General features: G+C 51.6%; 9 protein-coding genes. 6 read left to right on the top strand and 3 right to left on the bottom strand.

What is annotated here, in order from left to right; all coding sequences use genetic code 11:
- The first annotated feature begins 75 nt into the window (after nt 1–75).
- Nucleotides 76–2,508 (top strand): GcvT family protein, encoded by a 2,433-nt coding sequence (locus O4H49_RS04750; RefSeq protein WP_269422289.1) that lies wholly within the window; start codon nt 76–78, stop codon nt 2,506–2,508.
- Between the two features lie 87 nt (nt 2,509–2,595).
- Here the strand turns inward: O4H49_RS04750 and O4H49_RS04745 are convergent, their stop codons facing one another.
- Together O4H49_RS04745 and O4H49_RS04740 are read right to left on the bottom strand one after the other, a co-directional pair.
- Nucleotides 2,596–3,507 carry a pirin family protein gene (locus O4H49_RS04745; protein ID WP_269422288.1) on the bottom strand — a complete coding sequence of 304 codons (912 nt, stop codon included), beginning with the start codon at nt 3,505–3,507 and terminating at the stop codon, nt 2,596–2,598.
- Nucleotides 3,508–3,556: 49 nt separating this feature from the next.
- Nucleotides 3,557–4,534 (bottom strand): GlxA family transcriptional regulator, encoded by a 978-nt coding sequence (locus O4H49_RS04740; protein WP_269422287.1) that lies wholly within the window; start codon nt 4,532–4,534, stop codon nt 3,557–3,559.
- Between the two features lie 158 nt (nt 4,535–4,692).
- Between O4H49_RS04740 and O4H49_RS04735 the strand changes: the two genes are divergently transcribed.
- The 5 genes from O4H49_RS04735 to O4H49_RS04715 all read left to right on the top strand — a co-directional run bounded on the left by O4H49_RS04735 (nt 4,693) and on the right by O4H49_RS04715 (nt 11,399).
- Nucleotides 4,693–5,586 (top strand): 3-keto-5-aminohexanoate cleavage protein, encoded by an 894-nt coding sequence (locus tag O4H49_RS04735; protein WP_269422286.1) that lies wholly within the window; start codon nt 4,693–4,695, stop codon nt 5,584–5,586.
- A 30-nt stretch (nt 5,587–5,616) separates the two neighbouring features.
- Complete coding sequence (locus O4H49_RS04730; protein ID WP_269422285.1) at nt 5,617–7,113, top strand: L-carnitine dehydrogenase; 1,497 nt, start codon at nt 5,617–5,619, stop codon at nt 7,111–7,113.
- 199 nt (nt 7,114–7,312) lie between these two features.
- Nucleotides 7,313–8,473 (top strand): acyl-CoA dehydrogenase family protein, encoded by a 1,161-nt coding sequence (locus tag O4H49_RS04725; protein WP_269422284.1) that lies wholly within the window; start codon nt 7,313–7,315, stop codon nt 8,471–8,473.
- Between the two features lie 66 nt (nt 8,474–8,539).
- Complete coding sequence (locus O4H49_RS04720) at nt 8,540–10,624, top strand: acetate--CoA ligase family protein (protein WP_269422283.1); 2,085 nt, start codon at nt 8,540–8,542, stop codon at nt 10,622–10,624.
- Nucleotides 10,617–11,399, top strand: a complete 783-nt coding sequence (locus O4H49_RS04715; protein WP_269422282.1) for a carnitinyl-CoA dehydratase — start codon at nt 10,617–10,619, stop codon at nt 11,397–11,399. The genes O4H49_RS04720 and O4H49_RS04715 overlap by 8 nt, the downstream gene beginning before the upstream one ends.
- Here the strand turns inward: O4H49_RS04715 and O4H49_RS04710 are convergent.
- Nucleotides 11,329–12,117: hypothetical protein (locus O4H49_RS04710; RefSeq protein ID WP_269422281.1), on the bottom strand; the 789-nt coding region annotated here is incomplete at its 5' end. The genes O4H49_RS04715 and O4H49_RS04710 overlap by 71 nt on opposite strands.

Raw genomic sequence — 12,117 nt, 5'->3', positions numbered from 1 at the left:
GCCTGACAAGGGTCACGATTGAAAAGAGGGAAGAGGTCGTCGGGAACTCCTCCCCTAATAACAGGAAAAGGTTCTATGAAAAGTTACGCAAGAATAGTTGTAATCGGGGGCGGAGCTGTTGGCTGTAGTGCAGCATACCACCTGGCCAAAATGGGCTGTCGCGATGTGGTTCTCTTGGAAATGGATGAGCTGACATCCGGCTCGACCTGGCATGCTGCTGGAAATTGCCCGACCTATTCCGGCAGCGTCAATATCATGAAGATGCAACGCTACGGGGTGGAGCTATACGGACGTCTGGCTGAAGAAGTTGACTATCCGATGAACTATACCCGAACCGGCTCGATCCGCCTGGCGCAAAGTGACGAGCGTATGTTCGAGTTCGAGCATGTCCGCTCTATGGCCAAGGCCCAGGGGCTGGAGTACGAGATGCTGACCTCCAGCGAGATGAAAGACTATTATCCCTTCCTCGAAACCCATAATCTGGAAGGAGGTCTTTGGGATCCGTTAGACGGAGATATCGACCCCAGCCAATTGACACAGGCCTATGCCAAAGGGGCGCGGGATCTGGGGGTGAAGATCGAGCGCTTCAACCGGGTCACTGCCATCACACAGACCCCGACCGGTGAGTGGCGCATTGAGTCAGCCAAGGGTTCTATTACCTGCGAAAAGGTCATAAACGCGGGCGGCTATCGTGGAGGTGAAATTGCCGCAATGGTCGGACAGTACATCCCGATTGTCACGTTGTCGCACCAGTATCTGGTGACAGACGCTATTCCCGAACTGGAGAGCCGAGACAAAAAACTGCCTCTGCTTCGCGATCCGGATGACAGTTATTATCTGCGTCAGGAGCGGGATGGTCTGATCCTTGGTCCCTATGAGTGGAAAGCAACACCTTACTGGCTTGATGGCTTGCCCGAGAACTTTGCCTCACAGCTCTGGGGCGATGATCTGGACCGGATTGAATGGTATATCGAACAGGCGATGGCCCGGGTTCCCATTTTGGAAAAAGGGGGCGTTGCGCGGGTTATCAATGGTCCTATTCCCTACACCCCGGATGGTTTGCCCTACATCGGCCCGGCCTATGGGCTGGAGAATTTTTATCACTGCTGCGGTTTCAGTTTTGGTATCACCCAGTCAGGTGGCGCCGGAAAAATCATTGCTGAACAAGTTCTTGAGGGCGAAAGCGAATGGGACATGTGGGCGCTTGATCCCCGGCGATACAGTGACTATGCAACCCAGAAATACGTTGTTGCCAAGGCGATCGAAGTTTATCAGAACGAATATGCCATTCCTTTTCCTCATGAGGAACGCCCGGCCGGACGCCCGGCAAAAACGACACCTGTTTATGAGAAACTGAAGCAGAAGGGAGCTTTCTTCGGCTCTCGAGGGGGTTGGGAAAGAGCAGTGTGGTTCCCGCTCAATGAGCGCCCGGATGAGCAGACCGTTTCCTATCTTGGTGAAAGACGGAACTGGAATGCCGCAGTCAAGGCTGAATGTGATGCTGTGCGCAACAGGGTCGGAGTTCTGGATCTGGGTGGTTTTACCAAATATGAAATCACCGGTCCGGGAGCAACGGCCTGGCTCGATTATATGATAGCCGGGAAAATGCCGCGGGTCGGCGGGATGTCACTGTCCTACTTCCTGTCTCGCAAGGGGCATGTGATGACCGAGATGACCATTACCCGGCTGGAGGAAGATCGTTACTGGCTGGTCTCTGCCGCTGCTGGCGAATGGCATGATGAGGACTGGCTGCTTTCCCACATGCCGGGCGATGGCTCGGTACAGTTTGAAAATCTTACTGATCGTTTTGGAACTCTGATTGTTGCCGGGCCAAAATCCCGTGATCTCTTGGCAAAAATTACCAAGGCGGATCTGTCGAACAAGGCCTTTCCCTGGTTGACGATCCAGAACATTGAGGTGGGGTATGCCGCTGATATTCTGGCAATGCGGGTGAACTATGTGGGGGAACTGGGCTGGGAACTGCATGTGCCAATGGAATATCTCGGCCATGTTTACGACGAGGTTATGGAAGCCGGCGTTGATCTGGGAGTAGCAGACTTTGGTCTTTACGCCATGGACTCTCTGCGGCTTGAGAAATGTTACCGTTCCTGGAAAGTGGATATCATTCACGAATACACTCCTTTCGAGCTGTCCCTGGACCGTTTTGTTGATCTCGATAAGGGACCGTTCCTGGGGCGGGAAGCACTGAAGCAACATCTGGAAAATGGCATCAAGGAGCGCTTTGTACCCCTGATAATCGAGGCAACTCACGCCGAGGCACCCTATTGTTCTCCGGTTTATCTGGGCGATGAGATTGTCGGGATCACGTCATCGGGGGGCTATGGCCAAACGATCGAGAAGAATATTGCCCTGAGCTTTATCCGGACCGATCTTGCTGTTGAAGGCAGTCGCCTGGAAGTCTCAATTCTGGGGCAACGTTATCCGGCAGTGGTTTCCAAAGAACCACTCTATGATCCGCAAAACAAAAAAATGCGGGATGTCCTGTAACGAGAGCTTGGGATCAGAGTTGTGATCTTGTGATGACAGAAGAAGGGGGCCAGGGCTCCCTTCTTTTGTTCCAGCGGTTAGGTCAGCCTACTCCGGCAGGGGGATGAATTCTTTTTCGTCGCCGGGGACCTTGGCAAAACGTCCCTTGCGCCAGTCTTCTTTTGCCTGTTCCAGCTGATCTTTGGAGGACGAAACAAAATTCCACCAGATATAGCGCGGGCCATCCATAGCTGCGCCCCCGAGCAGCATCATGCGGACGTCATCAAGCGCCTTGACTGTGATCTTGTCTCCCGGGCGCAGAACCATCATCTGTTCAGGATCATAGACAACACCCGCGATCTCAATCTGCCCTTTCAGGACATAGATGGCGCGTTCTTCGGTTGTTGCAGAAATGGGCAGCCGGGCACCGCCAGACAGGTTGAGATCAACATAGAGGGTTTCCCACTGGGTAGAGGCGGGGGATTTGATCCCGTCGAATTCTCCCAGAATGACGCGCCCCTGTATACCATCTGCATCAAAACGGGGGAGTTTTTTGACGTCAGTATGCTCGAAAGCCGGGGCCCCGGCCTCATGGCTTTTGGGCTGGGCAATCCAGCTTTGGATGCCATAGAGGTTTGAGGGTGTTTCGCGTATGTCATGGCCCGTACGTTCAGAATGGACAATACCGGAACCTGCGGTCATCAGATTGACATCGCCCGGGACAATACGCATGTCGTTGCCCAAGGAATCCTTATGATCCATGGTGCCATTAAAAAGATAAGTGACTGTCGAAAGGCCAATATGAGGGTGGGGGCGGACGTCAATTCCCTGTCCGGTTAAAAATTCGCCCGGTCCCATCTGGTCCCAGAAAATGAAGGGGCCAACCATCCTTTTTCGGCGGAAGGGAAGGGCGCGTTTGACCTCGAAGTTCCCGATATCACCGGTCCGGGGAATAATGACCATTTCTACAGATTGTGGATCATCAAGCGCGCCAGAATCTGTACCGGGGAGCCAACTCATTGTCTGTTTCCTTGTGTATCAGGATGGTATGGGACAATCCTGCGTTTGTTTATGGCTGAATAATCATGCGGCTGGTTCGGGGAGCCTGCCCATATCTGTTACGGTAACTTCTGGCAAAGGAGGTTGCCGAATTGAACCCGCAGCGGATCGCTACATCCAGTATAGAGAGATCAGTCTGTTTTAAAAGTCGCTGGGCAACATCCAGACGCAGGTTACGGTAATAGCTACCCGGCGAGGACTTGAGATATTTCTTGAACAGGCGTTCCAGTTCGCGGACCGAGGTTTCTATTTCCTGTGCCAATTCGGGTATCAGATAAGGCGTTTCGATATTCGCTTCCATCATTTCGATGGTTCTGGACAAGACCGGGTTGTTCATAATCAGGGGGTTTTGCGAAGCAAGACGCTGAGGGTTATTTCCTTCCCTGAAGCGTTGATAAATGAACTGGTCCGCTACTTCTGTTGACAGTTTCAGACCATATTGAACACGGATCAATTGCAGCATCATATCCAGACTGGTGGTGCCGCCACCGGAAGTGAAGCGGTTCCGATCAACGACATAGAGATCCCGCTCGGCCTGAACGTTCGGAAAAGTTTCTGTAAAACTTTCAAAGTTTTCCCAGTGGACTGTGGCCTTGTAACCATTGAGCAATCCGGCTTTGGCCAGAATTTCACTCCCGGTATCCATGCCACCAAATTCGGTTCCTTTGGAACGGAGCTTTCGCAGATTGGATGCCAGAGTTTCGGTGTAACTTTTCTCGACATCATAACTGGCGCAGATAATCAGAACCGGGATCTGGAGGCTTGGAGAAAGTTCCGCATCGACGTTGATATCCATGTTGTTACTTGCGCGCACCGATGCACCTGAAATCGAATAGATTTTCCATTCATAGAGTTTTTCTCCGGCCTTGATATTGGCGGCACGCATTGGTTCAAGTGCAGAGGAGAAACAGAGAAGGGAAAATCCCGGAACCAGCAGGAAGGCTATTTTTTGCGGTTTTTCGGTTGCCGGTTTACCAAACAGATACATCTGAACGCTCCGATGATGTTTGGGGAAAATGTTTCATATCTTGTGCGAAATGTAAAATTGTTATCCAGATTCGTCATACACTGTTTGTCAGATTCCCGGGGGCGGTTTCCACTGGGTCACCAGAAAACAAGACGTGATAGCAAGAAGAGAACGAAAAGATGAACAATGAAGTGATCATTACCTGCCCCGTTACAGGATCCGGTATAAAAAAAGACCGGCATACGAATGTTCCGGTAACACCTGAAGAAATTTCAGATGCGGCGATTGAAGCGGCAAAGGCGGGCGCTGCAGTGGCTCATCTCCACGTCCGTAACCCGGATACGGGCCAGGCCAGTAACGACATTAATCTTTATGCAGAAACAGTTGGTCTTCTGCGCGACAAGATGAACAAGACGGGTGTTGATGTTGTCATCAATATCACGGCTGGTATGGGGGGAGAATTTGTTCCCGACCCTGCCAATCCAAACAATGGTGGTCCGGGTACGGATATGCTGTCACCTGTTGATCGCCTGAAGCATATCGACCTTCTGCGTCCCGAAATCTGTACGCTTGATTGTGGTTCTCTGAACTTCAGTGATTACGCCTATGTTTCCACGCCCGATATGCTGCGCGAGATGTGTGCGCTGATCCAGAAGATGGAAGTAAAGCCTGAAATCGAGGCTTTTGAGCTGGGACACATCTGGATGGCAAAACAGCTTATGTCCGAAGGGCTGATTGATGCGCCACCACTGTTCCAGCTTTGCCTGGGTATCCCCTATGCTGCGGAAGCCAATGGCGAGACCATGCTGGCAATGCGAAACATGCTGCCAGAAGGCGCCAACTGGGGTTCTTTTGGTGTTGGGCCAACACAGATGGCCATGGCTGCCCAGTCAGTGATTTTTGGCGGTCATGTCCGGGTCGGGCTTGAAGATAACCTCTATCTTGAACGCGGTGTACTGGCCAGCAACGGCCAGCTGGTTTCTCGCGCCAAAGAGATCATCGAAAGAATGGGGGCCCGGACCCTGAACGCAGAAGAAGCGCGCAAGAAATTCGCAGCAAAAAAACAACGTTGATATCCATTTTGTTCAGATAGGACATAAAGAATGAGCCGTGAAATCAAGACAGTCGCTATTGTCGGCGCTGGTGTTATCGGTGCTGGTTGGGCCGCACGCTGCCTCCATCGGGGCATCAATGTTGTTGTGACAGACGTTACTGCTGCGGCAGAACGTGGCCTGCGCGAAGTTATTGCCAATGCAGAACCAGCCCTGGCAAATCTCAGTCTTGCCCCTCGCCGGAAAAAAGGGACATTAAGCTTCACGACAAATCTGGCCGAGGCCGTTGCCCAGGCCGATTTTGTTCAGGAAAATGCGCCTGAACGCGAAGACCTCAAACGTAACCTTCTGGCTGAAATCAGTAAACATGTTGGCCCGGAAGTGATCATTGCTTCCAGTTCTTCGGGCCTGCTCCCAACCAGAATCCAGGCGGACTGTATCAGGCCTGAAAGGGTCCTGATCGGTCATCCTTTCAATCCGGTCTATCTTTTGCCGCTGGTTGAGGTGCTGGGAGGCGAAAAAACCGAAGAGCGCTATATCACTGAAGCCATGGCTTTCTATACTTCTATCGGTATGCATGCGCTCAAGGTCCGCAAGGAAATCGAAGGCTACATTTCTGACCGTCTGCAGGAAGCCCTTTGGCGGGAAACCCTGCATATGGTTGCCGAAGGTGTTGCGACAACGGATGAAATCGACCAGGCAATCATCTATGGCCCGGGCCTGCGCTGGGCCTTTATGGGAACTTGCCTGACCTTCCACCTTGCTGGCGGCGAGCAGGGCATGCGTCACATGCTGGAACAGTTCGGCCCGGCACTCCAGCTTCCCTGGACCAAGCTGAAAGCCCCTGAACTTACGGACCAGTTGATTGATCGGATGGTTGAAGGAACGCAGGAGCAGTCAAAAGGGTATTCCATTCGGGATCTTGAGCAGCTCAGGGATAACTGCCTGGTTTCGATCATGCAGTCTCTGCGTACATTTAACTATGCCTCTGGCCGCACGCTTAAAGAGGATGACGAGCGGCAGTATCAAGAGACAAACGGATCAACTGAATGGTCACCTTCTGATGACCTGAGCCGCCCGCTGGAACTCCATAGCGACAAGGTTCATCCTGAATGGGTGGACTATAACGGTCATATGACAGAGTCCAGATATCTTCAGGTCTTTGGTGATGCCTCGGATGCGCTTTATCGGTATGTCGGTGTGAATGATGTCTATCATGCACAGGGCAATTCCTATTACACCGTGGAAACCCATATCTATAATGTTAAAGAAGTTGCGGCGCAGGCACCGTTGAAAGTCACAACCCAGTTATTGGGGCTGGATAACAAACGCCTGCATTTTGTCCACAATCTCTATCATGCCAAAGACAACACGCTTTTGGCGACGGGAGAGCAGATGGTTCTGCATGTGGATACGGCTGCGGGACGGGCCTGCCCGGCAAAGCCTGAAGTGCTCGAAATTCTGCAGAAGATCATGGATGCTCATACAACTCTGCCGCAACCTGAATACCGCAGCCGCGAGATGGCTGTTCCCCCGGCCAAGGGGTGACGTTTATGGCTCCGGGGCAATGGCCTGCTGCTGTTGACCTGGAGCCTGTTCGCCTGAACCTCTCGGGGTTAGAAAAATAACGATCTGATCCCTGATCATGAACTTGATCAACGGGAAAGGATGCCTTGTGTCTATTCTTTTCAATGTTTGAATTTTCAGGTGGATAGACCATAGAGTCAGTAATGAACAGGAGCAGCTTATGGAATTCGGCCTTACGCAAGAACAGCAAATGGTCGTGGACACTGTCCGGGAGTTTGTTGAAAAAGAACTCTATCCGCACGAGGCAATCGTTGAGGCCAAGGGACATGTACCAGCTGAAATCACCAGAGATATCCGGCAAAAAGTACTGGATATGGGGTTTTATGCCGCGAACATTCCCGAACAGTTTGGTGGCGGTGGCCTTGATCATGTGACCATGACATTGCTGGAACGGGAACTCGGACGGGCTTCTCAGGCACTTAGTGTCATATTTGGCCGACCATCGAATATTCTTTGTGGCTGTACAGGTGAACAGGTCGAGAAGTATCTCAATCCAGCAATACGGGGCGAGAAGATCGACTGTATAGCCTTGACCGAACCTGACGCTGGATCCGATGTCCGGTCTATGAAAGCTTCTGCCATAAAAGATGGGGATGACTGGATCATCAATGGAACAAAGCACTTTATCACCCATGCGGATGAAGCTGATTTTGCGATCGTTTTTATTGCCACTGGGGAGGAGGAGACTTCTCGCGGTCCGAAAAAACGCATCACCTGTTTCCTGATAGATCGGGATACACCAGGATTTGAAATTCGGGATGGCTATCAGTGTGTATCACACCGGGGGTATAACAATTCGATCCTGAATTTTGATAACTGCCGGGTTTCTTCAGCCCAGATTTTGGGTGAAGAGGGTTGTGGTTTTGACGAGGCCAACACCTGGCTTGGGGCAACCCGCCTGACTGTTGCGGCTTTGGCTGTAGGCCGGGCGCAACGTTGTTTTGATATGGCGGTTGAATGGGCGGCCGAGCGCAAACAGTTCGGTCAGGCCATTGGAAAATTCCAAGGCGTTTCTTTCAAACTTGCTGATATGGCTACAGAAATCCAGGCTGCCGAATATATGACACTCGGCGCTGCCTGGAAACTGGATCAGGGCCTGCCCGCAGATCAGGATATCGCGATGGCCAAACTTTATGCGACTGAAATGCTGGGGCGGGTGACAGATGAAACCCTGCAGATTTTTGGAGGCATGGGCCTGATGTCTGAACTTCCCATTGAACGCTTCTGGCGCGATGCAAGAGTAGAGCGGATCTGGGACGGGACGAGTGAAATACAACGTCATATCATTTCCCGTGGTCTGCTTCGTCCTCTTGGTGCCTAGTTCCTTTGGTTGGGGAATTAATTTTTTTCTTCAGGGTTAGCTTGTCTTTCGGAGTATAAAAGAGCCATGTCCCGTCTTTCGAATATAAGGCGTCTCCTCAGTCCCAAATCCATTGCTGTTGTCGGAGGTCGGGAAGCAGCCGAAGTAATCCGGCAGTGCAGGCTTATGGGTTATTCGGGGGATATCTGGCCGGTTAATCCCAAGCGTGAAACGCTGGGGGATTTGGCTTGCTTTGCTGATATTGCCAGTTTGCCTTCTGCGCCGGATGCTGCCTTTATCGCCATTCCCCGTGGCCCGGCGGTCGAGACGATTGCACAGTTGGCCGAGAGAGGCGCGGGAGGTGCCGTCTGTTATGCGTCAGGCTTTTCAGAAACATCTGACGGGCACCCCTATCACGAGGCCTTGTTGGCAAAGGCGGGTGATCTTGCTGTGGTCGGACCGAATTGTTACGGCCTTTTGAATTATCTCGATGGCGCGGCACTCTGGCCAGATCAACATGGTGGCGAAAAGATTGGGCGTGGTGTCGCCATTATTTCTCAGAGTGGCAATATCGGAATCAGTCTGACGATGCAGGAAAGATCGCTGCCTCTGTCTTATATGATTTCGGTCGGCAACCAGACGATCCTCTCATTTGCTGATTATATCGAAGCCCTGTGTGAAGATGATCGTGTCACGGCAATCGGCCTGCATGTTGAGGGGATTGATGATATACCCGCTTTTTGTCGTGCAGTAGAAAAAGCGCGTCAGAAAAGGGTTCCAATAATTGTATTGAAGGCCGGAGGGTCCGAAATCGGGGCGCAGTTGACCATGAGTCATACCTCTTCCCTAGCCGGATCAGATACTCTCTACAGCACACTTTTTAACCGGATTGGTGTTGCCAGGGTTTTTACGCTTTCCGAACTGATTGAGACTTTGAAGTTCCTTCATGTTGTCGGTCCAGCCAAGGGAACCAACATTGCTTCCCTGAGTTGTTCCGGGGGAGAGGCGGCTCTGATGGCTGATCTGGGCAGCAAGCTCGATTTACAGTTCGGGGCTATTCCAGAACAGCAGAAATCAGAATTGCAAATCCAGATGGGGGAAAAGGTTACAGTCTCCAATCCTTTTGATTATCACACCTATATCTGGGGGAACCTTGACGAGAAGGCGGCTTGTTTTACCCGTGTTATGCAAGGGGGATACGATGTCACACTTCTGGTGCTGGACTATCCCAAGGCAAAACTTGGGGGAGCGCCCGATTGGGACAAAGCCCTGCAGGCGATGATCTCGGCTCAGGAGGCATCGGGGGGGCAGGCTGCAGTTATCTCGACCTTGCCAGAGAACCTGCCTGAATATGCCAGGGTACTTCTTTTGGCAAACGGCGTGGTGCCGCTTCAGGGGCTGGAAGATGGATTGAAGGCGATAAAATCTGCTGCCTGGATCGGGCGTTGCTGGAATGAAATTTCTGCCAAAAACAGACCAACATCCTTGCGTACTTGCCAAGAGCTGGAAGGCAGGGTCACCATGCTGGATGAGGCCACGGCAAAACGCCTGTTGAGTGGCTATGGCCTAAAGGTGCCAAAAAGCAAAGCAGTTGCAATCAATGATGCAGGCAGGACTGCAGAAGAAATTGGGTTCCCGGTCGTTGTCAAAGCCGTCAGTGCAGATTTGGCACACAAGACCGAGGCGGGGGGAGTAGCTCTTAACCTCACCTCTGTCGCATCGGTTCAGGCTGCGGCAGTGGGAATGGCGCAGCTCTCGGACAGGGTTCTGGTCGAACAGATGGTCACTGATTCTGTTGCTGAGATTATCATTGGTGTGACCCGGGACCCGCAGTTTGGTCTCTCACTGGTTATCGGTACAGGGGGTGTGCTGGTTGAATTGATCAAGGATTCCTGTGCCCTGTTATTACCAGCTTCACGCGATGATATTCATGCCGGCTTGCGCAGTCTCAAGCTCTTTCCCCTGATGAATGGATATCGGGGCAAGGCGCGCGGAGATATCCCGGCCTTGCTGGACGCTGTTGAAGCTGTAGCCCGTTTTGTGGTGGAAAATGACAGCAGACTTGCTGAATTGGACATCAATCCTGTTATGGTCTTGCCCGAGGGGCGGGGGGTGATTGTTGCAGATGCGATGATCCGGATGGCCGAAAGGGAGAAAGAAAACAATGTCTGAAGTACTTAAAGTTCATCGCCAGGACGGGATCCTGGAAGTTGTACTTGATCGACCCAAAGCCAATGCTATTGATGCCGCAACCAGCAGGGAAATGGGGGAACTGTTTTGTGAGTTCCGTGATGATCCGGATCTGCGTGTCGCCATCATTACCGGGGGTGGGGAAAAGTTCTTTTCTGCAGGTTGGGATCTGGTTGCCAGCAGTGAAGGGGAAGCACCAGACAGTGATTATGGCCCCGGGGGCTTTGCAGGGATAACCGAACTGAAGGGATGCTATAAGCCGATTATTGCTGCTGTGAACGGTATGGCTGTGGGCGGCGGGTTCGAACTGGCGCTCTCGGCCGATCTTGTCGTTGCAGCCGAACATGCACAATTCTTCTTGCCAGAAGCAAAAGTTGGCCTGATCGCGGATGCAGCCTCATTTCGTCTGCCCAAGCGCCTGCCACGGGCACTGGCGTTAGAGCTGTTATGGACGGGTAAACGTCTTTCTGCTGAAGAAGCCGCAAGCTGGGGGCTGGTCAATCAGGTTGTTCCCGGAGACCAGTTGATGACTGCCGCCAGAACACTTGCCCGGCAAATTCTTGAGGCTGCCCCCTTGTCGGTACAGGCAGTAAAGCAAGTATTGGAAAAAACAGAAAATCTTGATGTGGAAGAGTGCTATCGGGATATGAGAGGTGGTCAGTGGAGCTTTTATGAAAAGATGCTGGCTAGTGAAGATGCCAAAGAAGGGTCTTTGGCTTTTGTTGAAAAAAGATCTCCGGTCTGGAAAGGGCAATGATATTCCGGTTCATATTGAGAGCTTTTGTTCCAATGAGATCTGTTTTTGATGATTTACGACATCTTTGATTGTCATTTCTGACGGTTTTGAGCAAGCACAAGTAGGGCAGCTTGAAGAGGATAGAGCCTCTAAAAAATACCGAATCAGTTGCCTGTCTTGAAGAGCAGGCATAATAAAGCAGCGACAAGCTGTTGAAGCTGATATCGGATAATCCAGTCCAGAGAAGACTGGGAACAAGCTGAGAGGCTAGAGTTTGGTCCGGAATAATTCGTTGCACGCTGAAGAGGGCTTCGGTGTGTATTGTGTAATTTTCACCGGATACCCCTGTTATGACAGGGACCAGGGAGATATGAAATGCCTGAAAGAACAGAGCTCGACAGCTCTTTTCTGTATAAGTGGCTGTGCGATACCATGAAAGAGCATGCTGCTCTTGTTGTTGGTTTGTTACGCTGCTTTCGAATTTTCGGGTCTTTTTCTCCTTCTCTTTGTATCCTTCAGAGACAAAGCAATCAAAGCAGCTGCCCTGCTGGCGGTTTTCCGAACTGTTTTTAGACAGGTTGAGGCTGGAAGGCTGAAGAAGATCACGACTGCAGGAAGAGGCTTTGGGGCAATAAAAGAATTGGCAATAACAATGATTCGGGTGGATTGATGGGTGATTTGATAGGTCTGATTGCCAAGCGGTTATCGTTTGGTGTTCTGACGTTGCTGGTGATCTCCG

This window comes from Kiloniella laminariae, from assembly GCF_027214005.1.
GTDB classification, from domain to species: Bacteria; Pseudomonadota; Alphaproteobacteria; order Kiloniellales; family Kiloniellaceae; genus Kiloniella; species Kiloniella laminariae_A.
The sequence above is the reverse complement of the archived record's forward strand: the minus strand, read 5'-3'. Positions and strand labels throughout refer to the sequence as shown.

Excerpts from the sequence above, each read along its gene's own strand:
- O4H49_RS04750 (WP_269422289.1), top strand. The coding sequence starts at position 76 with ATGAAAAGTTACGCAAGAATAGTTGTAATCGGGGGCGGAGCTGTTGGC.
- O4H49_RS04745 (WP_269422288.1), bottom strand. The coding sequence starts at position 3,507 with ATGAGTTGGCTCCCCGGTACAGATTCTGGCGCGCTTGATGATCCACAA.
- O4H49_RS04740 (WP_269422287.1), bottom strand. The coding sequence starts at position 4,534 with ATGTATCTGTTTGGTAAACCGGCAACCGAAAAACCGCAAAAAATAGCC.
- O4H49_RS04735 (WP_269422286.1), top strand. The coding sequence starts at position 4,693 with ATGAACAATGAAGTGATCATTACCTGCCCCGTTACAGGATCCGGTATA.
- O4H49_RS04730 (WP_269422285.1), top strand. The coding sequence starts at position 5,617 with ATGAGCCGTGAAATCAAGACAGTCGCTATTGTCGGCGCTGGTGTTATC.
- O4H49_RS04725 (WP_269422284.1), top strand. The coding sequence starts at position 7,313 with ATGGAATTCGGCCTTACGCAAGAACAGCAAATGGTCGTGGACACTGTC.
- O4H49_RS04720 (WP_269422283.1), top strand. The coding sequence starts at position 8,540 with ATGTCCCGTCTTTCGAATATAAGGCGTCTCCTCAGTCCCAAATCCATT.
- O4H49_RS04715 (WP_269422282.1), top strand. The coding sequence starts at position 10,617 with ATGTCTGAAGTACTTAAAGTTCATCGCCAGGACGGGATCCTGGAAGTT.